The organism is Pantoea sp. JGM49, from assembly GCF_018257655.1.
GTDB classification, from domain to species: domain Bacteria; phylum Pseudomonadota; class Gammaproteobacteria; order Enterobacterales; family Enterobacteriaceae; genus Pantoea; species Pantoea communis.
In genome coordinates this window covers 231,212-254,058 of sequence record NZ_JAERJM010000008.1, presented here as the reverse complement: position 1 = coordinate 254,058, position 22,847 = coordinate 231,212, and the positions used below count along the sequence as shown (strand labels likewise).

Sequence of the window (22,847 nt, the reverse complement as noted above, 5' to 3'; positions counted from 1 at the left end):
AAAATCATGTCCGACGAACATTTCCAGCAGGGTGGCACCAACATCCACTATCTGGAGAAAAAACTCGGCCTGCACGACTAAACCAATCCTCTCGCCGCCATTCTGCCGTTGGCGGCATTTTCTATCCTGACAGTAAAATCTGGAGGTCAGTTTGTCTGAACTTTCCTATGTGACAGGCGACTGTCACTCAGCCTGGTCAACGTATTTGACGCAGGTTGAACGCGTGTTGCCACTGCTGGGCGATCTTAGCCGCTGGGCCGATACGTTGACGCATCCGAAGCGGGCATTAATCGTTGATATCCCTCTGGAAATGGATGATGGCTCAGTGCGTCATTTTGAGGGTTATCGCGTGCAGCACAATTTGTCGCGTGGGCCGGGTAAGGGTGGGGTGCGTTTCCATCCTGATGTGACGTTGCAGGAGGTGATGGCGCTCTCTGCATGGATGACGGTGAAGTGCGCTGCGCTCAACCTGCCGTTTGGCGGAGCGAAAGGCGGCGTGCGTGTCGATCCGGCAACCTTATCCCATAAAGAACTAGAGCGTTTAACGCGGCGCTATACCAGCGAAATCGGCAATATGATTGGTCCCCAACAGGATATTCCCGCCCCTGATGTTGGAACCAACGCGCAGGTAATGGCGTGGATGATGGATACCTGGTCGATGAACGTTGGCGCCACTACCACCGGCGTAGTGACCGGCAAACCGGTGCATCTGGGCGGGTCACTGGGGCGCGTCAAAGCCACCGGGCGCGGGGTTTTCGTCACCGGTTGCAGCGCTGCGACTAAGCTGGGCATTGATGTGCCAGATAGCCGCGTGGCGGTGCAGGGTTTTGGTAACGTTGGCAGCGTCAGCGCCGAACTGTTCCATGCGATTGGGGCAAAAGTGGTGGCGGTGCAGGATCACAAAGCCACATTGTATTTGTCCAGCGGAGTGGATATCCCGGCGTTACAGACGTGGCAGCAGGCTCACGGTAGTATCGCGGGCTTCCCGGGTGCTGACACCATCGCGGATGAACATTTTTGGACGCAGCCTTACGACATTCTGGTTCCTGCTGCGCTGGAAGGGCAGATTACTGCTGAACGTGCCAACCAACTGAAGTGCAGCCTGATTATTGAGGGGGCAAATGGCCCAACGCTACCGGAAGCGGATGATATCTTGCAGCAACGCGGCATTGCTGTGGTGCCAGATGTGATTGCGAATGCGGGCGGCGTGACGGTGAGTTACTTCGAATGGGTGCAGGATTTCTCCAGCTTCTTCTGGAGCGAAGAGGAGATCAATCAACGGCTGGACAGCATTATGCAGCACGCGATTGAAACGGTGTGGCATAAAGCGGATGCGCTGAACGTGACGCTGCGTACGGCAGCTTACGCCGTTGCCTGCGAGCGAATTCTGCTGGCAAGGAAGGATCGCGGGTTGTATCCGTAAACACATTAGTTTGAGAGAAGCCTCGCAAATGCGGGGTTTTTTATTGTGTGAAGTTTGTTCCGTACACTTAGGTGTGTATAATATTTTATACACAAATGGAGTGGTGTGGAGCGCACAGAAATGGATGAAAAGGATTTAGACTGGCGTGATACAACGCTGGAGGACATCAAAATGTTCCCCAATGAGGTGAAAAAGGACGTTGGATTTGAACTTCACAAAATTCAAAATGGGCATAATCCCACTCACTAAAAGGCTGTGAATCGCTGGGGAGCAGGTGTTATTGAGGTCAAAATAAAAGGCTATGATGGCGAATATCGCGTCGTTTATGTGGCAAAATTTGTTGAAGCCATTTATGTCATACACGCCTTCCAAAAGAAAACACAACAAACCAGCCCCAAAGATGTGAATATAATCATCGAGCGTTATAAAGCAGTTATCGAAGAACGGAGAAAACTAACATGACCGATAAAATCGATACCCAGTCGCGGCATATCACCAAAGCGGGCAGCAATATTTTTGCTGATCTCGGATTCGAACCGGCTGAAGCGGACTCCCTTCTGACACAATCTCGTGAAGAAATTAACCGAGCCGACGAATTAAAGAAGCAGCTAATGACTGAAATTTCTGAATGGATGACGGCAAGTGGCCATAAGCAGATTGAAGCGGCAAAGATCCTGCACGTTTCCAGACCCCGAGTTTCAGATGTGGTTAATCTAAAAACAGAAAAATTTACCATTGATTCGTTAGTGGGTATGGTTGCGGCGATGGGCAAAAAGGTCCAGTTAGTGATCGAGTAATTCACCCGCTGCAAACTTGACTGCGAGTAGTCGAAAAAGGCCAGCATTGCTGGCCTTTCTATATATTAGAACTGATACACCAGACCCAATGCTACCTGGTCATCATTCGGCAGACCGAGTTTGTTGTTATCGTCGAGCAGGTTGATCTTGTAGGCCACAAAGGTCTACATGTTTTTATTGAAGTAGTAGGTTAATCCTGGCTCAAGGAATTTAAGTAAAGCTTCATTGCCCATGAGCCTTTAAGTAGGCTCATTATCAAGAAAACCGCAGGTGCCCTTAAAGCATCTGGGCATAAGCTTCAAGCTGGTCGGCAACCATGCCCCAGCCGCTATGAAAGCCCATTTTTTCATGTTCGGCGCGTGCTTCAGCGTTGCGATGCCTGGCAATGGCAACGTAACGAGTCGCGTGCGGATTGAGCGGTTCCAGTAGCAATATTGCGGTCATGAAAGGATGCTCAGCAGGTTTCCATCCTTCTGTATAGGTATCGGTAAAAACCAGCTTCCGACAAGGTATCAGCTCCAGAAACACCCCTTCGTTGCGCATTTCATTCCCCTCCACCTCAAAAACCGTGTTGAACCGACCACCAGGATGCAGATCGATATCGCAACTGACTAACTTATGAGGCTTAGGCACAAAAAAGTGTTGGAGATGTTCTGGTGTGGTCCAGCAGCGCCAAATCACCTCGGCGGGTACTTGCAGCGTACGCTCAAGCTGTAAATCGGTATCGGCATCTAAAATCATCATGTTTTTCCTGCTCGCTAAATGTCATTTCAACAGTGTAGTTGCGAGGCAGAAAACGGGTTAGCTGACCGGGCGGATCCCCTGGCAGAACAGGCTAAGTGTGTGCTGTACAATCAGCTCAGTATCAAACTCCGGCTCATTGGCGAAGCGTGTGAAGGGTACGAGTATCATGCTCAGAATGGAGGTCATCAGCAAATCGGGATTCAACGCTGCATTCAATAAACCCTGCTGTTGCCAGCGCACAATCAACGCCCTGACTTTGTCGCGTCCCGCATGTCCATAACGTTCTTTGATGTGTTGACCTAAGCCGTGCGAACCGCTGGTGACTTCTTGCATCCATAATGGGGCGAACCAGTCGTTGTTCAGGACGATATCAGCGATTTCACGGATGAATCCACTGAATGTGGTGACAGGGTCACTTATCTCCCCATCAAAATGCGCTTCCAGCCGCTGGCGTAGCGGTAAAAAGCGCTCCTCAACCACCACATCTAACAACGATTCGCGCGACTGAAAATAGTAGTTGAGCATCGCCGGACTCACGCCAGCTTTACGTGCAATCGCATTCAGCGAGGTTTCAGCGATGCCGCTTTCGGCATAAATCGCAAGCGTAATGTCCAACAGGTGCTCGCGCTGTTGTGCAGTGATGGCTCCGCCCCGAGGACGTCCAGGACGGCGGGGTTTGGCAGGAGTTGTCTTATCATCAGCTGGGACTTTTCGTGCGGTCATCTTTACGCGCTCACTTGTTTCATGTCAGAGTTCGATCAATATTAATTGTGTATTTAATTAATTTCAATTGGTGTCTGATATGAAACCTAAAACACTTGTGCCGCACTCAGGCAGTGGAGAAGAGCGTCTTCCTTCCGTCCGCTTGCTGATGGGCGCATTGATGCTGGTCATGCTGCTTTCCGCCCTTGACCAGACCATCGTCTCGACAGCACTGCCAACCATTGTGGGTGAATTGGGCGGGCTTGATCGGCTGTCGTGGATCGTCACGGCCTACATGTTGGCCTCAACAATTGTTGTCCCGCTTTACGGCAAGTTCGGCGATCTGTTTGGCCGTAAAACGGTGCTACAAATCTCGGTCATCTTGTTTCTCATCGGCTCGGCACTGTGTGGCCTGGCGCAAAATATGGAGCAATTGATCTTTACCCGCGCACTGCAAGGTCTCGGCGGTGGCGGACTGATGGTGGTCAGTATGGCGGCCGTCGCGGATATTATTCCACCAGCAGAACGCGGTAAATACCAGGGACTCTTTGGCGGCGTTTTCGGTCTGGCGACCGTGGTGGGGCCATTACTGGGGGGCTTCATCGTCCAGCACGCCTCGTGGCGCTGGATTTTCTATATCAATTTACCGTTAGGGTTGTTTGCGCTGCTGATTATTAATGCGGTGTTTAAAGCCGATAACAAACGTAAACCGCATGAGATTGATTATCCCGGTGCTGTTTGCCTGAGTCTTGCGCTAGTGGGTATCACCCTGTTTACCAGTGAAGGCGGTACGTTGCGGGCATGGAGCGATCCGCAGTTGTGGTGCATCCTGGCGTTTGGTCTGGTCGGAGTGATTGGCTTTATCTACGAAGAACGTCGTGCATGGGAACCGATTATTCCGCTTGGGCTGTTCCGTAATCGCAGTTTTTCGCTCTCCAGTTTGATGGCTTTTATTGTCGGGATGTCGCTGTTCGGCAGCGTCACTTTCCTGCCGCTCTATTTGCAGGTGGTGAAAGGCTCAACCCCGACCGAAGCTGGGTTGCAGTTGCTGCCGCTGATGGGTGGGCTGCTGGTGACATCGATTATCAGCGGACGCATTATCAGTCGTACTGGTCGGTATCGTCTTTTTCCGATTGGCGGAACCTTGCTGGCGACGGTTGGGATGGCACTCATGACGACGCTCACCCTGCAATCTGCGCTGTGGCAGATTTATCTCTACGCCTGCGTGCTCGGAATGGGCATGGGGATGGTGATGCAGGTGCTGGTGCTGGCGGTGCAGAACAGTGTGACACCCGACCGTATTGGCGTCTCCACATCCTCTGTCACGTTGTTCCGTTCGGTGGGCGGTTCAATCGGGGTGGCACTGTTTGGCGCGATGTTTAGTCACGTCTTGAAATCGGGTTTGACTGAATTGGTGGAAAAGGGCGATGTATTGCCCGCCACGCTGGACCCGAATGCAGTGCACCATTTGCCGTATGATGTGCAACAAGCGTATTTGCAGGTATTTAGCACAGCGGTACATGCGGCATTCCAGATGGCGGCGGTGGTGATGGCGCTGGCCTTTATTTTGTCATTATTCCTGCCAGAGTCGCCGTTACGCAGCCAATCCAAACAATAAAATGATGCCGGCTTGCCACCATCGGCAGACAGATGCTGATGGTGGGATGAAATAGCAGCAGAGTTGGGCGAATTAATAACCTCCAAAGCGAAAATTGGCGAAGGAATATATAATTTTTATCCCAAATACATGATGTTACCTTTGCGTAAACTTAAGTAAAAAAGAAGAGGATTAAAAGAATTCAGCGGCGAGCTATTTATTTTTGCAACTTTTTTGCGGTATAAATCTCTAACCACTGTCTCCCTCAGCGAAAACGTCATCCCATGATCAACTCTGCGGCCAGAAAATTTATCGCCTGTCTGTTTGTTATTACCCTGGCAGGTTGCTCTTCCAAAACTTCTCATGCACCTGCGGAAGAGAGTGTCGATGCTTCAACCGTTGGTGGTAAGCAACCCGATTTGATTCCCGTGATCGCGGCATTACACGACCAGATGCACTCATGGGAAGGCACCAAATATCAGTGGGGCGGCACGCAATTAAACGGTGTGGATTGCTCCGGTTTTGTTTGGCGAACCTTAAAAGATCGTTTCAATATTCCAATGGATCGTGTCACAACGCGCGAATTAATTGCCATGGGGCAGCCGGTTGATAAGGCGCACCTGCAACCCGGTGATTTAGTGTTCTTTCGTATCAAACACGAGTTACACGTTGGCTTTTATGACACCGACCACCAATTCCTCCACGCTTCGGTTAGCCAGGGCGTGATGCGCTCCTCACTGAATAATCCGTATTGGAAATCGGTATATCTGGAGGCGCGGCGTCTGCCACGAGAACAGAATTCGCAGATCAGCTTTAATTATAAAAATAAAGTGTGATGCAGAAAGTATCCCCGGCCTGGCGCCGGGGATTTTTTTATCAGAATTGATATGACACGCTAACCGAGAAGTTGCGCGGCTCACCGTAAACATAGTTGTTCATATAGGTGTAGTACTCACGGTCGAATAAGTTATCGACGTTAGCTTGCACCGCAACCTGTTTGGTGACCTGATAACGGGCAAACAGGTTTGCCAGTGGATAGCTTCCCTGATACACGCGCTGGGTGCTGCCATCTGGCGCGCTCACATCTTCAAATACGCGGTTCTGCCAGTTAATACCGCCACCGATGGTCAGGTCAGGCAACATCGGTACGTTGTATCGGGTAAACAGCTTGAACTGGGTTTGCGGTTGATCAGGGTTATAACGACCATCCGAATCACGCGCTACATAGCGCGTTGCGCCGAAGGTTAATTGCAGGTTGTCGGTAAGCGCACCGTTCAGTTCAAACTCGGCGCCTTTGCTGCGTGCGCCCTTAGTGGCGGTGTAGGCCTGTTCGCTGCTGTTGTTGACGTACACGCCATTCTCTTCGGTGCCAACATTCTCTTGCTGGATCCGGAACACTGCGAAGGTGGCGGTTAAACGGCCATCATACCAGGCTGATTTCACACCCGTTTCGTAGCTCTTCCCGGTCACTGGGGAGAGATAATGGCCTGAACTGTCGCGATAAGTCTGTGGCTGGAAAATCGACGTATAGCTGGCATAGGCTGACCAGGTATCATTGATGTCATACACCAGACCCGCATACGGGGTGGTATTGTTTTTGGTCATGTTACCGCTGCTACCGTTGGTGCTCCACTCGGTGTAGCGCGCTCCAATAATCAATGACAACGGATCGGCCAATGAGAAACGCGCTGCGGTATAGGCTGACTTCTGACGGATAACGTCATTGGCGTTCAGATACCAACCCTGCCACTGAGGTTCGGCAATATTGCCATTCCAGTTATTGTTGAAGGGCCCCATATCCGCTGAGGTAATGTCATACTCATCAAGATCAGTAACACCATCCTGACTATAAGTCTGGTTGTGTTGGCGGCTGTAACTTAAGCCTGCCATTAATTGGTGCTGGCGGCCTAACAGCTCAAACGGTCCACTGGCAAAGGCATCAACCGAAGTTTGCTCACGTTTACCGCGGTCCAGACTGCCATATCCTGTTGAACCCTCACCTGTGCTTTCATCTGGATTACCCATGACATATAAAAGCTTGTCACTGAACGTATTCTTGGCATGGGTGCCATTCACATGGAAGCTCCAACCGTTATCGAAGTTGTGCACCAGATCGGCATACACTTTCTGCACTTCAGTGTGGTAGTACGTCCAGTCTGCGCCTGAGTTCAGGCTGCGGTTGTAATGGGTAAGTGACCCGTTGCTGTAGAAGACGGGTAATCCACCCCAGGTTGGGTCGCGAGTATCCGCTTTTTCATAGTCGTAGCCGAGAGAAAAGGTCGTTTTGTCGGTTAAATCCGCATCGACCACGCCATATAGGAATTTCTTGTTTTTATGATAGCGGTCCAGCCAGCTGTCCTGATCCTGATAACCCGTCACCACGCGCCCGTGCAACGAACCCTCGCTGTTGAGTGGCCCTGAGATGTCTGCAACATAACGCTGTTTATCCCAACTGCCATAGCTAGCGTCCACCGAACCCGTAAACTCTTTGCTGTCGGCGTGCTTGCGCACCATATTCACCGAAGCAGAGGGACTGCCAGCACCAGTCATCAAACCGGTGGCACCGCGCACCACTTCAATACGATCGTAAATGGCCGTGTCCGAGGCTGCATCACCATAGTTCCAGCTATCACCGACCGAGGTGGGGATGCCGTCAAAGGTGAAGTTGGTGATCTTGAAACCGCGCGAATAGTATTCTGAACGTTCAGAATCCACCAAGTTGCTGGTGATACCAGTGGTGTTGTTCAGCACGTCGGTGACAGTTTGCAACTGCTGGTCCTGCATACGCTGCTGCGTCACTACACTGACAGATTGCGGCACGTCACGCGGCGTGAGTAGCAGCTTTGTGCCCGCTCGCGTGGTTTTCACCGCATAGTCCTGCTTGTCATTATCATCACTGCTGTCACTGGTGGTCGCATTGACCACCAGATCCTGCTGAGTGGTATCAGCAGCCTGCGCCAATGTGGGGTTGAGAAGGGCGTGTACTGCCATAGCCAACAATGAAACGCTGAACGTTTTGCGGATACCTGATTCCCTGCCGATCAAAGACATAATCGTTTCCGTGGTAACTGATGGTTATAAGAAGCCATTACGCTTCGGTTGTTATGCTGGTGGTTGCGTCATGCTACCCAAAAGGGCAGAACAAACGAATGCACTATCTAATTACGAACGCCAATGATAATCATTTGCTTTATAGAATCTCGCAAGGATTCAATTTGAAGTGTAATAATGTGTAAACACGAAGTAATTCAGTCATCTGGAGGGATTTATAACCCGTTAGTTGCTGGTGTTTTCACTTTTATTTTGCAAGATTTGGCACTTTTTTAATATCAGGTAGCGTCAAATCAGGCGGCGAATTGAGTTAGCCGGGTGGAATGAGCACATAAATCTACGCGAATATTTGATTACTTTACGTTAATGCGTATGATTCTCATTCTTCTTATATTTTCCGCCCGCTACGATGTGGTCGGAGCCGTTCATCCATTGATGGAGTTCAGCATGAAATCGTTGTTTAGCCCGCGTAAAGCCACTGTTGCTATGGCGATCGCCGCAGCATTTAGCCTGACGGCTTGCCAGGCACCTGCCAAAAAAGCCGAGGCACCAGCCGCTGAGACTGTAAAACCGGTTGATACCGCAGTGTTGAAACGCGACCTGGGCGATGGTCTGTACGAAATGGCCTACTCTCCAGCATCGAAAGCACTGTTTGTCGCCAGCGCACAGGCATTCAAAGATGTTAACGGCGGTATGATCTATCGTCTTGATCCTGCGACGCTTGAGACCAAGGGTGAGACACACACCGATCTGAAAAACTTTGGTACGGCGATCGATGAGCAGGGCAGCGTGTTCTACACCACCAACTCACTGGATGGCGCTATTTCCAAAGTGGACGCGCAAAGCGGTAAAGTGCTGCAGCGTTTAGTGTTCCCGGGCAAAATCAGCAAAGAAGGCTACCCAGCGGGTGCGCGTGAAGTGCTGTGGCATGGCAATGAGTTGTATGTCGGTCGAGTGGCCGATCCAGGTTATATCTCCGTGGTCGATACTAAGACCTTCAAACTGAAAACCGAGATTAAAAATGCGGGCAAATGGGTAACGGGCATTATTTACTCTCCGGTTACTGAACGTATTTATGCGGCCAACGGCTCTGGCGAGATCCTGGTGATTAATCCGCGCACCCACAAAATCGAGAAGCGCTGGACAGCCGGTGACGGTAAAGAGTATCTGTTCCTGAACATGGCAGAAGATCCATCCACTGGCCGCCTGTTTGTGACTGACGATTCTAAAGGCAAAGCCACATTGGTCTTTGACGAGCGCACCGGTAAAGTGATCAAGCGTATCGAGGGTGATTCTCTGGGTATTAAATTCGATGCGAAGCGCAATGAGATCTTCATCAGCCAGCGCGAATCGAAGAAAGTACTGCAGTTGGATGCCACCACTTACGCAGTAAAGAACAGTTGGTCATTCGAACAGAATCCCAACAGCCTGCTGATTGGACCGGATAACAATACCCTGTATGTGACCTTGAAGGCCGAGTTCAATAAAGACTCTTCAACTAAAGGCACCGATGGTATTGCGCGTATTACACTGAAATAAGATTGCGCTATGAAAAGATGCCTTCGAAAGAGGGCATTTTGCTTTTGGAAGAACGAAAAATTAACGATTGAGTTGCCCGGTCAGCCAGAATTTTTTATAGCGTGCAGGTGGTATGCCGACAAGATTATGAAAGATGCGATGGAAGTTATTGACGTTATCGTAACCCACGGCGTTAGCCACCTCAGTGACACCCAGATTGGTGCTCAATAGCAAATTTTGCGCCTCGCCAATTCGGCGACGCGTCTGATATTGTTTGGGTGAATACCCTGAATAATCTTTGAATACGTGCGCCAGATAAAATTGATTCATATTCAATGCAGCGGTGATCGAACTCAGTGCGATATCTTCTTTATAGTGATTATCAATGTAATCTTTGATGCGTTGTCCCAGTAGGGTGTTATTGCTCTCCTGCTCTTGTTTGTTTTCAATCCAGATATTGCGGCACAGTAATAGCAGCACGCTCAGTAAGTTATCGCCGATTTCGGCACTAAAGAGCCGTTTGCTGTTAACGTGTGCCCACATCTGATCAAACAACTGGCAAATTTCATCATAAAACTCACCGCTGGGCATCACGGCAGGTTGGGCGCGCGTGGTGAGAACATTGAGAGGCAAGCCATCAACCTTAAGTTGCTCAACGCCGCAACTGAAGATCAATAAATCGTCTGACGCATCAGGGCTTTCGTCATGAAGTACATTCGCGTTAAACAACATGATATCGCCTTGCTTGACGTCATAGCCTCGGCCATCGATGTTGTAGATGCCACTGCCTGAGCGTATGAACATCACTTCAAAGCGGTCATCATGCTTGTGCATGACGCGAGGAATGGCCTCTTCTTTACCTTCTGCTTTGCACATAAACGCCAGGCGCGGACGCAAACTGTTGTCGAAGCCACGGGCGGAGGGATGTTCATTGATGCAAAAGGTAATCATGGTAGCTCCTGTTGGTATAGCGCTATTCTTGCATTAGTTTTCAGCCTCGTAATCATCATTTTTGCTTTTTACTGATATTTAATCCATTGACAGGTAAGGCGTTGATGATTTTAGGAGAGTGCCAGGTGTTGATTTTTGTTTTTTAAACATTGGCTAAAATATAAATTTGATCGTCATCACACTTTTATTTTGATCAAAATACACCCACGCATTAAATACCAGGAAAGCATGATGTTGTGTTGAGCGGCATGAACTTGCAATCAATAGGGATAAGTTGAGGGCTAAAATGAAAATATCATCAATATTGCTGTATTCGAACAGGTGGAAATACAAAATTGTCGAAGCCACAGGCGATAAGTGCCATTGAATGCGTGCCATAGTCGCGAAGAAATATTTTAACAAACATGTGAAAAAATGGCTTTTTTTATTTGTCTTCATTCTTGCTATGTCAATGCATAATATTTGCAATGTGACTTTAATCACTGGTTTTTATGATTTTTGTGAGGAATATATGATCTTTCGCACGCTGTTAAATCGTGTGGGCGAGAGCAACTGGTGTTTGGAATTCACTTTGATATAACGTTGTTGTAACGAAAAGGGGACTGACAGCGTGTTCAGCGTTGCCAGAAAAATAACAATAATGATGTTGTGCATTAAATAAATGTTCTGATTCAGGCTGCGTAAAATTCCTCAGCGACGACTGACCAAAAATACGGCTTGCAACGGTTTTACCTTACAACCAGATGGAACAGCTATGTATAATAAAACGAACCTGCAAAATCCTCAGCGCATGCGGTTAATCACCATTGTTTCGACGATTGGTGGTTTATGCTTTGGTTACGATACCGGTGTTATTTCCGGTGCGCTGATATTCATGAAGTATGACCTGAATCTGACACCTGCGCAGGAAGGTTTTATTACCTCATTCCTGTTATTCGGTGCGGCACTTGGATCGTTATTTGGCGGATATTTATCGGATAAACAGGGGAGGCGTAAAAACCTGCTATGGGTTGCAGCTATCTTTATGTTTGGCGCTTTAGGCACTGCATTCGCCTGGGATGTGCCCTCAATGATTGTGGCCCGATTTATTCTGGGCTTAGCGGTGGGCTGTGCCTCCGTTACAGTACCTATTTATATTTCCGAATTAGCGCGGGCAGATCAGCGTGAACGATTGGCGACGGTCAACGAATTAATGATCGTGACCGGGCAATTCCTGGCGTATTCCGTTAACGCTGCGATTGTAAACCTGTATCCAGAGATGCAGCACAACTGGCGCATTATGCTGGCGATTCCCGCACTGCCGGGTGCGCTTTTGTGGTTCGGGATGTTAATGATGCCTGAATCGCCACGCTTCTTTATTCGCCGTGGCGAAACGGATAAGGCCGTGAAGGTGCTGAAAACATTGCGCCTTCCGGAGGAAGTCGACCGCGAAGTGAAAGAGATTCAGCAGATCGTTAAGGCTGATCAGGTGAAGTTTAATCTGTTCGCTGAGCTAAAAAATCGCTGGGTGATTCAACTGGTTTTGATTGGTTTAATGATTGTGCTGGCCACTCGAGTGACTGGAGTCAACACCATCATGTACTACGCGCCAACCGTCCTGAAAGCAACTGGGCTCGGTGATGCGGCAGCGGTTACCGGCGCGGTGGCAAACGGCATTATCTCCGTATTGGCGACGCTGCTGGGCATGGCGTTGATTGGCAAGCATTCACGCCGAAAAATGTTTTTCACCGGTCAGGCTGGGGTAACCGTTAGCCTGGTGTTAATTGGCCTGGCGTTTAAATTCTTCTTCCACACTGAAACCGTCAACGGAGTGGATACGCTGCATGCCAATTTCGCCAACGCACCTTATGTCATTCTTGGCTTGATGTTGGTATTCCTGGTGTTTATGCAGGGTTGGATTGCGCCAGTATTCTGGCTGATGTTAGCGGAAATCTATCCATTAAGAATGCGTGGTGTCGGCATAAGCTTTGCGGTATTTGGCCTGTGGATCTTCGACTTTATGATCCAATCTATCTTCCCTTATTTGCTTAGCCATTACGGTGGCGGCATGACTTTCGGTTTCTTCGGCGCGACCAACGTCATCATGCTTATTCTGCTAGTGAAATATTTACCAGAAACGCGTGGCCTGACTCTGGAACAGATTGAAAAGAAATTTCGTTTTTAACCTGAGGATGAATAAATGATAGTCAAAATCGGCTTAATTGGTCTGGGCATGATCGGCCGGGACCATCTGAAACGTTTCCACCATGTTATTTCCGGCGCGCAAGTCACTGCTGTTTGCGATATTAACCACACAACAGCCGATGCCGTGGCGAACGAATTTGGTGCCACCGCGTTTTATGATGCAGAAGAGATGATCAATTCCGAATTGGTCGATGCAGTCTTTATCTGCTCTATTGGTCCGGTACACAAAGCGCAAATTTTGGCGGCCTTTAATGCGGGCAAGCCCGTATTCTGCGAAAAACCGCTGACACCAACGGCTGATGAATCGAAAGAAATTATTGATGCAGAGGTCAAAGCGGGTAAGCGCCTTTTACAATTGGGCTTTATGCGCCGTTTTGACCCGGGTTATCAGGCGCTGAAGCAGTCGATTGAGGGGGGCGCGTTGGGCGACATCATGTTGATTCACTGTGCTCACCGCAACCCGTCAGTGCCAGAGAGCTACACGCTCGAGATGGCGGTTAACGACTCCGCCACTCACGAAATCGACATCATTCGCTATTTGCTGAACGAAAATATCACGTCTGTGCGTGTAGACAAGCCGCGTAAGAAAACCCGCCGCGCATTGCCGCACTTGCAGGATCCGCTAATTGTGATCTTCGAAACCGAATCCGGTGTTCGTATTGACGATGAACTGTTTGTGAACTGCCACTACGGCTACGACATCCGCTGTGAAGTGATTGGTGAAAATGCCATTGCCGCCTTGACGGAGCAACAGTTCATCAGTACCCGCTCACTGAACGGCAATGCACAACACATTGCGCAATCTTGCATGGAACGTTTTGCAACGGCTTACGATCGCGAAGTTCAGCATTTTGTTGACAGCGTGCGTGATGGTCGCGAAATGAGCGGCCCTTCCTCCTGGGATGGCTACGTCGTCGCGCTGGTCTGTGATGCCGGTCTGGCTTCGCTGAAAGATGGCGAGAAACATGACGTGGTGATTCCAGAGCAGCCCGCGCTTTATCGCTAATAACCTAACTTCTCGCGAAAAGTGAGGAATGACGATGTTGAAACTGACGGAAGATGCGCTGCATTTTCAATGTTGGGCAGCGAATAAAAACCAAGCCATTGAGATAGCGGCAAAGGCGTTAGAGCAGTCCGGTTATGTAAAACCTGGCTTTATCAATGGCATGTTAGCGCGTGAAAAAAGCGTTTCTACCTATATTGGGGCGGGTATTGCTTTCCCTCATTGTGCGAAAGAGAACCTCGACCAGGTGATTAAAACCGGGTATCAGGTTTTTCAATTTCCAAATGGTGTGAGTTGGGGCGCTGGAAAGGTGGTGTTTGTCGTCGTTGCTGTTGCGGCAACTGAAAATGAACATATTCCACTGTTAGCTGATATTGCCAATTTGCTCGGCGATGAAGTGAAAACCACGTTATTAGCCAATGCAAAAACCAAACAAGAATTTATCGAACAATTTGAGAAAGCGTGATTTACGCACCAGATGAAGGATTAAACAATGAAGCTTGCATTATGTACTGACGTTCTGGCGGATTTACCTTTCGCGGCGATGCTGGATAAAGTTAAAAGCTACGGTATTGAGGGCGTAGAAATGACGGCAGGTGGATGGTCACCCTGTCCGCACGTGAAAACAGAGGAACTTCTGGCCTCGCCAGAAAAACTGGAGAAGTTCAAGCAAGAGCTGGCTGAACGAGAAATGCGCATCGTGGCGTTAAACTGCTCAGGGAACCCGTTGGCACCGGGTGAATTGGGTGAGACACACACGAAAAGTAGCTATCGCGCGGTTGAGTTGGCAGGCAAGTTGGGCGTGAAAAAGATCGTGATGATGAGTGGCCTGCCAGGTGGGGGGCCAGAAGATCGCGTGCCGAACTGGATTACCTCTACCATCTCATGGCCAGATTATATGCCGGGTGTAATCGATTATCAGTGGAATGAGGTGGCCATTCCGTGGTGGAATAAATTTGTCCAGCACGCTAAACAGCATGGCGTAGAACAAATCGCGATTGAAGAGTTCCCATGCCAATTGGTGTACAACCCCTCGACATTGCTGCGCCTGCGTCACGAGGTGGATGACATGATCGGCATGAACCTCGATCCTTCGCACCTGATTGCGATGGGTGCGGACCCGATTGCTGCTGCACGTAAGCTGGAAGGGGCAGTGTTCCACGTCCACGGCAAGGACGCGCGTATTGAGCGTGGTTTGGCCGACGTTGACGGCTTGATGGAGTATCAACCGGTGACGAACACGAAAACCCGGACCTGGAACTACGTTGCTGTCGGTTGCGGTCAGGATCTGAAGTGGTGGAAAGAGTTCTTTTCTGTATTGCGCATGACCGGTTACAACGGCGACGTCTCGCTGGAGATGGAAGACCTTACCATGAGCGTGGAGGCTGGTCTGCAGACTTCCATTGATGCGCTGAACGCAACGCTGAGTCAGTAGGTTTGTATCAAATTAAGGCCGCTGTCTCATAGAGATGGCGGTTTTTTAAGTTCGCTCTTACACTCCAATCCGGTCTCAATCGCATTTTGTTAAAGATTTACTGCGACTTACATCACTCAAAATGATTACATCACCATTTTTCCTGCCCAATCCCACTCATTTTTGATTCGAAAACATCATTACGTATGGATTTTGTTTAGGATCTATTTATTATATTAAAAACCCGTGCGTTTCTAAGGTATCTGATTAACGTTGCGTTGCGTGATTGTTAATCGGCGGGTGTTTTACGTTATATCAATCAATTAGATATTTTTTCCTCCGTTTTGCGGGGATTTTGAGCGTGTCACTAACCAGGGATACACCATGAGTACTTCGCAAGACCTGCCACTCGGCGAGGTCCAGTTGTCACGTCGGAGAGTGTTACTGTCCGGCGCTGTGATCGTGGCTGGCGGCCTGATCACCACGACGATTCCGCGTTTGGCGTTTGCAGACTCGTCGAAAAATTTCATTCCTTTCATGCAGATATCTCGTCTTCTGGTCAATCACAAACTGGATGATACGGTCGGGCAGCGCATGTTGGCGCTGTTGGAACTCGAACAGCCGGAACTCATGACAAATCTCAATCATCTGCTGGCAATTGCCAAAGCTAATAAGGCGCAGATCGTTGAGGATTTCTTCCCGGCGATTCCGGAAGGTGCTTTGCAGCAACTGGCGCACAAAATCATCTTTGGCTGGTACACCGGCTGCCTCGAACCGAAACGTTCGGCAAAAGCGTTCGCTTATGAAAAGGCGCTGACCTGGAACACCACGATGGACACCATCACGATTCCGTCTTACGGCATCAGTGGGCCAAATAACTGGCAGCGCACCAACACACCGGTTCTTCCCGTACCGAAATTCTGACCAATAAAAGAAGATAAAATATGGCAGCTCCTTCTCAGTCACCCGTGGTGATCGTTGGCACCGGCGTGGTCGGTGTGGTGATCGCTGAGCAACTGCTTGATGCCGGCATTCCGGTATTGATGCTGGAAGCCGGCCCGCGCGTTTCGCGTGCCGAAATCGTTGAAAATTATCGCAATCTACCCCTGGCGGCCAAAGGCAACCCGATTGAGTGCTACCCGTCCCGCGATTGGGCTCCGCATCCGGAACCGGCAGGGGCGGGCAAAGGGTATCTGCAATTAAGCGGCGAAGACTCTTATGCGCAAAGCTATGTGCGCTATGCGGGCGGATCGACCTGGCACTGGGCAGGAACATGTTGGCGCTTAACGCCTGCGGATATGCAATTGCATTCTCGCTACGGCGTTGGCCGTGACTGGGCGTTTGATTATGAGACGCTGGAACCTTATTACGCCCGTGCTGAATATAAACTCGGCATTTGTGGACCGGACGATCCGGCACTGCAATGGCCGCCACTGCGTTCGAAACCTTATCCGATGCCCGCGCTGCCGTTTGGACCGGGGGAAGCACGCTTTACCGAAGTGGTGCGCGAGAAGCTGGGGTTGCATAACATCCCTACCGCGCAGGCCCGTAACAGCGGCATGTCCTATGACGATCGCCCGGCATGCTGCGCCAATAACAACTGTGTGCCGGTTTGTCCGGTGGGCGCGAAGTATGATGGTGCGACGGCACTTTCCCGCCTCGAAGCCAAAGGTGCCACCATCCTTGATAACGCGGTGGTGTGGCGTATTGAAACCAATGCCGGCAACAAAATCGAAGCGGTGCACTACTACGATCAGCACAAGCAAACCCATCGCGTCAGCGGCAAGTTGTTCATCATCGCCTGTAACGGACTGGAGACGCCGAAACTGCTGCTGATGTCAGCTGACTCGCGTAATCCAAACGGCATTGCTAACAGCTCCGATCAAGTCGGCCGCAACATGATGGACCATCCACAAATCACCATGACCTTAACGCTGGATGAACCTTATTGGGCGGGCGTAGGACCAGTGGTGAATAGCGGCATTATGGAAACCTCGCAAGGCGATTTCCGTTCTGAGCATGCGGGTGCTTACTTCCGCTTCAACAACTTTGCGCGCAACCGCTTCGTCACTTTTGGCGCACTGGAGAAAGGGCTGGTGGGTAAAGCACTGGATGAAGAAATCCGCCGCATGACCGCCTGCACCGCCGATATCGTGCTGGCGCATGAGATCCTGCCTGATGCCAATAACCGCCTGACGCTGAGCGATAAAAAGGATTGGCTTGGTCTGCCGAAACCGGCCATTCACTACAATGTGGGCGACTATGTTCGCCGTTCGTACCTGAATTACTCCAAACCGATCGCTGACAAGATTGCCGAAGCGATGGGCGCGATCGATAAGAAGTTCTCGAAACAATTCAACCAGAGCAAGCACATCATGGGTGGCACCATCATGGGTAACGACCCGGCTAATTCGGTAGTGGATAATGAGTGTCGCGCTCACGATCACCGCAATCTGTTCCTGCCGGGCGGCGGGGCGATGGCAAGTACCGCCTGCGGTAACAGCACCTTGACGATGGTGGCGCTCGCCTTTAAAGCCGCTGATGCCATCGTTAAACAGGCTCTGGAGGCGTAATCATGTTGAAAATAAAACAGATCGCGCTGGTTCTGGCACTGGCGAGCGGTGCCGCTCATGCCGCTGATGATGCCTTGGTCAAAAAAGGCGAATATTTAGCGGTAGCCTCAGATTGTACTGCCTGTCATACCGCTGAACACGGTAAACCCTTCGCCGGTGGCAAAGCGATTGAATCACCGGTGGGTGAAATCATCGCCACCAACATCACGCCGTCGAAGGTCGCAGGGATTGGCAACTACAGTGAGCAGCAATTTGCTGATGCGCTGCGTAAAGGTGTGCGTGCCGATGGCGCCAATCTTTATCCGGCGATGCCTTACACCGCTTACGCCACCTTAAAGGATGAAGATGTGCATGCGCTGTACGCCTACTTCATGTCAGGCGTGCAGCCGGTGGATAACACGACGGAAGAGACCCATCTGCCGTTCCCGTTGAATCTGCGTTTTTCGATGATGTTCTGGAACGCGCTGTTCCTGAAAGCTCCGGGTTACACAGCGGATGCGTCACACTCTGACAGCTGGAATCGCGGACGCTATCTGGTGGATGGCGCAGCGCACTGTAGCACTTGCCACACCCCTCGTGGTTTTCTGATGCAGGAGAAAGAGGGTGATGCCTTTACTGGTGCGCAGGTCGGCCCGTGGTTCGCGCCCAATATCACCGCCAACGCGGTGAGTGGGATTGGCCAGTGGTCACAGCAGGATCTGATTACTTACCTGAAAACCGGTCGTCTCGCGGGGAAAGCGCAGGCTGCTGGTAGCATGGCGGAGGCGATTACCCACAGCTTCCAGCACTTATCGGATGCCGATTTGGCCGCCATTGCCGAATACATGGGCAGCGTGACGGATAAAGATGCACCTGCGAGCGGCGCTTCGCGCTTCGAACAGGGTAAAGCGGCTCAAAATCTGGTGGCGTTCCGTGGTGATGTATTCAACGCGCCCACCAGCGATGAAGGTGCTCGCCTGTTCTCCGGCAATTGCGCGTCGTGTCACGGCAGCAGCGGCCAGGGAACCAAAGACGCGTTTTATCCGAGCCTATTCCATAATAGTGCTACTGCAGAGCGTAATCCGTCGAACCTGATTGCTACCATTCTTTACGGTGTGCAGCGTCATACCGCCGAAGGTGATGTGTTTATGCCGCCGTTTGGTTCGCAGCCGAACGCACTGAATCAGCTTGATGATCAGCAAGTTGCCACGCTGTCGAACTGGATCTTGCATCACTACGGCAATGTTGACGCAACCGTCTCACCAGATCAGGTGGCGGAAATCCGTCGTGGTGGACCGTCATCACCACTGGTGATGCTGGCGCAGGTCGGGGTAGGCGTCGGTGCGTTGGTGGTAGTTGCACTGCTGATGTGGTGGCTGATGCGCCGCAGACATAAAAAATAGATTCGATTTTATTCTGTCGCCTGTGATGGCAGGCGACGTTTTTACTGGAAGACACTATGAAGCACTACTCACGCCGCCGCGTGTTGAAGATGGTCGGGCTGGTGACGATTGCCAGCGCCGCAGGCCAGCTTTTGCCGTTGCCGCGCCTTAACGCCGCCCAGTCACCGGCCAACGTGGCTGGGCTGGATGATTTTATGCAGGTTTCACAACTGCTGACGCAACAAGAACCCCTGAACGCCACCGTTGGGCGTGCGCTGCTTTTGGCCCTGAGTCAGACGCAGAAAGGTTTTCTCCCTGCGCTGGCACAGTTGAAGGCGTTACTGCAAAACCAGCCAGAACTGCTGCAGCAAGATCACCTGGCGTTTGTCTCGGATGCGGACAGCGAAAAGCTGGCAAAAGCGATACTTGGCGGCTGGTACAACGGTGTGGTCGGCAAAGGCAATCACGCGCTGTATGTCACCTACGTGAACACGCTCGCCAATCTGCTGGTGGATGACAAATTAGTGCCGCCGAGTTTCTCCTACGGCAAATGTGGTAGCTGGGCGCAACAGCCCTGATTCAGAAGAGTAATGTCGTTATGAAAAACAATAATTCCGCCGATGTGGTTGTTATCGGCGCGGGCGTTAACGGCTCGCTGCTGGCGACCCGTCTGGCAAAAGCAGGTAAATCAGTACTGTTACTAGAGTCCGGCCCGAAAGTAGCACGCGATCAGCTGGTTGAGCGTTTCCGTGCATCGGCGTTCAAATCTGACTTTATGTCGCCGTATCCGTTCTCGCCCAAGGCACCGCATCCGCGCTATACACCGGAACCGAATGATTACCTGCATCAGGCCGGGCCGCATCCGTTTGCTGCGCAGTACATTCGAATGTTTGGTGGCACCAGCTGGCACTGGGCGGCGCAGTTGTGGCGCTTTGTTCCCAACGACTTCCGTCAGCACAGCCAGTATGGCGTCGGCAAAGATTGGCCAATTGGCTATGACGACCTGGAAGAGTACTACTATCAGGCGGAAGTGATCGCGGGGGTCGGCGGATCGCCGGACAATGGTTCGCCGCGCAGCAAACCTTATCCGATGGAACGCGTGCCGGCGTCCTGGTTGCAGCAACGCGTGACCGCACGCCTGGCACCCGACTTCACCGTGCTCGATGACAGCACGGGTCGCAACAGCCACAGTTACGATGGCCGTCCGGCCTGCTGCGGCAATAACAACTGCATGCCGCTTTGCCCAATCGACGCCCAGTATCACGGCGGGATTGCCGCACAGCAGGCTGAAAACAGCGGCGTGAAAGTGATCACCGAAGCGGTGGTGTATCAGCTGGAGCACGATGCCAAGGGCAATATCGTGGCAGCCAATTACTATGACTGGAACAAAGTCAGCCATCGTGTCACGGCTGAAACCTTTGTACTGGCCGCCAACGCGATTGAAACCCCAAAACTGCTGCTGATGTCTGTCAGCGATAAATTCCCGAACGGTATCGCCAACGCGCACGATAATGTGGGTCGCAACCTGTGCGATCACCCGGCGATAGGCGTGACTTTTGACGTCGATGAAGAGATTTGGCCAGGGCGTGGCCCGGTGAGTCCTTGTTCGATTGGTCAGTTCCGTGACGGCGATTTCCGCAGCGAACATTCACCGTTCCGTATCGATATCTCTAACGCCTCACAGGTTGCCTCAGTGACTAAAGAAGCGCTGGCGGAAGGGCTGTTTGGCAAGAAGTTGCAGGAAGCGATTCGCTTCCGCGCCGCGCGTCGCCTTAGCATCAAAAATGCGCTTGAGCAGTTACCCGATCCGAACAACCGCGTGACCTTGAGCAGCAACAAGGACGAGCTGGGTTTACCCACGCCATCGCTGTATTGGGACGTGAACGACTATGTCATCAAAGGCACCGAAAAAACGCGTGAATGCTATGACGCGATTGCGGCCAAACTCGGCGCAACCAACATTAAGCACAGCAAAACTGGCAAGTTCTCTAATCGTCAGCACATCACCGGCACGCTCTCTATGGGCCTCGACCCGGCGACCAGTGTGACCGATGCGTGGGGGCGTGCACATGATCATCATAATCTGTTTATGGTTGGCACGGGTGTGATGCCAACGGTGGGCACCTGTAACGTCACGCTCACGGCAATGGCGCTGGCTCTTCGTACCGCCGACAAAATCCTGCAGGAGACGCAACATGGCTAAGCACTGGAAAGCCCTGCTTGCAGCAGGCACGTTGGCGTTGGCTGTTTCACAAGCGCATGCAGCGGATGAGCAACTGATTAAGCGCGGGGAGTATCTGGCGATTGCCGGTGACTGCGGCGCGTGTCACACCGAAGAGGGTAAAGCCCCTTTCAGTGGCGGCCACGCGATTGCCAGCCCGTTGGGCACGATCTTCAGTACCAATATCACCCCCTCTAAAACGGCAGGGATCGGCCAATACAGCGAGCAGCAGTTTGCCGATGCGTTGCGTAAAGGGGTTCGCGGTGATGGCAGTCAACTTTATCCGGCGATGCCGTATACCGCTTACGCGAAGCTCACCGATGAGGATGTCGCTGCATTGTATGCCTACTTTATGCAGGGTGTGCAGCCGGTAGATATTCAGCCTGAGAAAACGGCATTGCCGTTCCCCTTCAATCTGCGTTTCAGCATGGCAGCCTGGAATCTGTTGTTTATGGACAGCAAGCCCTTCCAGCCGGACGAGAAGCAGTCAGAAGAATGGAATCGCGGCGCCTATCTGGTGCAGGGTTTAACCCACTGCAGCACCTGCCACACGCCGCGTAATTTCCTGATGGCGGAGCAGCAGGATAAGAACCTGCAGGGTGCTTCACTGGGTACCTGGTTTGCACCCGATATCACGGCGGCTACGTTGCAGGGAAAACCGCACTGGACGCGTGACATGCTGGCACAGTATCTGGCGACAGGCCATGCCAGCAACGGCGCCACGGCGGGTGGACCGATGCTCGAAGCCATTGATAAAAGCTTCTCGCGCATGACGCCAGCAGATCGTCAGGCTATTGCAACGTATCTGCTGCCGCAGGATAGTGCTGCGGCTGAGCCAGCACCGACGAATCACTGGACGCCAGTGCGAGGCGACGACACGCCACTGGCTGCGGTCAGCGAAGGTGAGCAGATCTATCGCAACAACTGCGCCTCCTGCCATAACCTGACAGGTGAAGGGCTAAACGGTTTGCCAGCGTTGCAGAATCATCCGGTGCTCAACAAGCCTAACGCCGATAATGTGGCGATGGCGGTATTGGATGGCGTATGGCCAGAACACGATCAGGGGATGATTGGTTTTGCCGGTGAGTTGAATGACCATCAGGTGGCTGCCGTCACTAACTATGTGATGCAGGATATCGGTCACAGCAAGGTGCAAATCACTGAGGAGCGTGTGAAATCATTGCGCGCGGGCGGTGACGCGTCACCTTTGATGCTGGTATCGCGGCTTGGCATGGCTGCTGCGGGCATCATTGTAGTGATCGCTCTGATCTGGTTGAGATTTAGAAAAAGGGACAAACGCTGACGGCT

General features: G+C 51.4%; 19 protein-coding genes and 2 pseudogenes. 16 read left to right on the top strand and 5 right to left on the bottom strand.

Features of this window, described 5'->3' with window-relative positions; genetic code table 11:
• Positions 1-151 precede the first annotated feature (151 nt).
• From JK231_RS16000 to JK231_RS15990, 3 genes and pseudogenes are all read left to right on the top strand, one after another.
• On the top strand, positions 152-1,423 hold the full coding sequence (locus JK231_RS16000; RefSeq protein WP_211729045.1) for a Glu/Leu/Phe/Val dehydrogenase: 1,272 nt from the start codon (positions 152-154) through the stop codon (positions 1,421-1,423).
• A gap of 120 nt (positions 1,424-1,543) precedes the next feature.
• Positions 1,544-1,885 (top strand): annotated as a pseudogene (locus JK231_RS15995) (type II toxin-antitoxin system RelE/ParE family toxin).
• A complete protein-coding gene (locus JK231_RS15990) occupies positions 1,882-2,220 on the top strand; it encodes an XRE family transcriptional regulator (protein WP_034829921.1) in 339 nt (112 codons plus the stop codon). Before JK231_RS15995 ends, JK231_RS15990 begins: the two are co-directional and overlap by 4 nt.
• A 65-nt stretch (positions 2,221-2,285) precedes the next feature.
• On the opposite strand, the pseudogene JK231_RS15985 reads toward JK231_RS15990, so the two are convergent.
• The 3 genes and pseudogenes from JK231_RS15985 to JK231_RS15975 form a co-directional block, all read right to left on the bottom strand.
• Positions 2,286-2,453: pseudogene (locus JK231_RS15985) on the bottom strand (porin); the annotation flags it as partial.
• Between the two features lie 43 nt (positions 2,454-2,496).
• On the bottom strand, positions 2,497-2,961 hold the full coding sequence (locus tag JK231_RS15980; protein ID WP_211729054.1) for an SRPBCC family protein: 465 nt from the start codon (positions 2,959-2,961) through the stop codon (positions 2,497-2,499).
• Between the two features lie 60 nt (positions 2,962-3,021).
• The gene (locus JK231_RS15975) at positions 3,022-3,579 is read right to left on the bottom strand and encodes a TetR/AcrR family transcriptional regulator (protein ID WP_313376586.1); all 558 of its coding nucleotides are present in this window, start codon (positions 3,577-3,579) and stop codon (positions 3,022-3,024) included.
• Positions 3,580-3,766: 187 nt separating this feature from the next.
• On the opposite strand from JK231_RS15975, the gene JK231_RS15970 reads away from it, so the two are divergent.
• Together JK231_RS15970 and JK231_RS15965 are read left to right on the top strand one after the other, a co-directional pair.
• On the top strand, positions 3,767-5,284 hold the full coding sequence (locus JK231_RS15970) for an MDR family MFS transporter (protein ID WP_211729043.1): 1,518 nt from the start codon (positions 3,767-3,769) through the stop codon (positions 5,282-5,284).
• 263 nt (positions 5,285-5,547) lie between these two features.
• Complete coding sequence (locus JK231_RS15965; protein ID WP_211729042.1) at positions 5,548-6,099, top strand: NlpC/P60 family protein; 552 nt, start codon at positions 5,548-5,550, stop codon at positions 6,097-6,099.
• A 40-nt stretch (positions 6,100-6,139) separates the two neighbouring features.
• On the opposite strand, the gene fhuE is transcribed toward JK231_RS15965, so the two are convergent.
• Complete coding sequence (gene fhuE, locus JK231_RS15960) at positions 6,140-8,314, bottom strand: ferric-rhodotorulic acid/ferric-coprogen receptor FhuE (RefSeq protein WP_211729041.1); 2,175 nt, start codon at positions 8,312-8,314, stop codon at positions 6,140-6,142.
• Between the two features lie 447 nt (positions 8,315-8,761).
• On the opposite strand from fhuE, the gene JK231_RS15955 reads away from it, so the two are divergent.
• Entirely contained in the window at positions 8,762-9,853 is a 1,092-nt protein-coding gene (locus JK231_RS15955) for a YncE family protein (protein ID WP_034829915.1), read from the top strand.
• Positions 9,854-9,913: 60 nt separating this feature from the next.
• Here JK231_RS15955 and JK231_RS15950 read toward each other — a convergent pair whose 3' ends face one another.
• Positions 9,914-10,783, bottom strand: a complete 870-nt coding sequence (locus tag JK231_RS15950) for an AraC family transcriptional regulator (protein WP_097119035.1) — start codon at positions 10,781-10,783, stop codon at positions 9,914-9,916.
• A 754-nt stretch (positions 10,784-11,537) separates the two neighbouring features.
• On the opposite strand from JK231_RS15950, the gene JK231_RS15945 reads away from it, so the two are divergent.
• From JK231_RS15945 to JK231_RS15900, 10 genes are all read left to right on the top strand, one after another.
• Entirely contained in the window at positions 11,538-12,947 is a 1,410-nt protein-coding gene (locus tag JK231_RS15945; protein WP_211729040.1) for a sugar porter family MFS transporter, read from the top strand.
• 15 nt (positions 12,948-12,962) lie between these two features.
• Positions 12,963-13,973 (top strand): Gfo/Idh/MocA family oxidoreductase, encoded by a 1,011-nt coding sequence (locus JK231_RS15940; RefSeq protein WP_211729039.1) that lies wholly within the window; start codon positions 12,963-12,965, stop codon positions 13,971-13,973.
• 34 nt (positions 13,974-14,007) lie between these two features.
• Complete coding sequence (locus JK231_RS15935; protein ID WP_211729038.1) at positions 14,008-14,436, top strand: PTS sugar transporter subunit IIA; 429 nt, start codon at positions 14,008-14,010, stop codon at positions 14,434-14,436.
• A 27-nt stretch (positions 14,437-14,463) separates the two neighbouring features.
• Entirely contained in the window at positions 14,464-15,405 is a 942-nt protein-coding gene (locus tag JK231_RS15930) for a sugar phosphate isomerase/epimerase (RefSeq protein WP_211729037.1), read from the top strand.
• A 363-nt stretch (positions 15,406-15,768) separates the two neighbouring features.
• On the top strand, positions 15,769-16,308 hold the full coding sequence (locus tag JK231_RS15925; protein WP_160834277.1) for a sugar dehydrogenase complex small subunit: 540 nt from the start codon (positions 15,769-15,771) through the stop codon (positions 16,306-16,308).
• 20 nt (positions 16,309-16,328) lie between these two features.
• Positions 16,329-17,957 carry a GMC family oxidoreductase gene (locus tag JK231_RS15920; protein ID WP_182058550.1) on the top strand — a complete coding sequence of 543 codons (1,629 nt, stop codon included), beginning with the start codon at positions 16,329-16,331 and terminating at the stop codon, positions 17,955-17,957.
• A 2-nt stretch (positions 17,958-17,959) separates the two neighbouring features.
• Positions 17,960-19,339, top strand: a complete 1,380-nt coding sequence (locus JK231_RS15915) for a cytochrome c (protein ID WP_211729036.1) — start codon at positions 17,960-17,962, stop codon at positions 19,337-19,339.
• Between the two features lie 56 nt (positions 19,340-19,395).
• Positions 19,396-19,896, top strand: coding sequence for a sorbitol dehydrogenase family protein (locus JK231_RS15910; RefSeq protein WP_211729035.1), 501 nt, complete (start codon positions 19,396-19,398; stop codon positions 19,894-19,896).
• 20 nt (positions 19,897-19,916) lie between these two features.
• Positions 19,917-21,521: a GMC family oxidoreductase gene (locus tag JK231_RS15905; RefSeq protein WP_211729034.1), complete on the top strand. Its 1,605-nt coding sequence runs from the start codon at positions 19,917-19,919 to the stop codon at positions 21,519-21,521.
• On the top strand, positions 21,514-22,842 hold the full coding sequence (locus tag JK231_RS15900) for a cytochrome c (protein ID WP_211729033.1): 1,329 nt from the start codon (positions 21,514-21,516) through the stop codon (positions 22,840-22,842). The genes JK231_RS15905 and JK231_RS15900 overlap by 8 nt, the downstream gene beginning before the upstream one ends.
• The last annotated feature ends 5 nt before the right edge of the window (positions 22,843-22,847 follow it).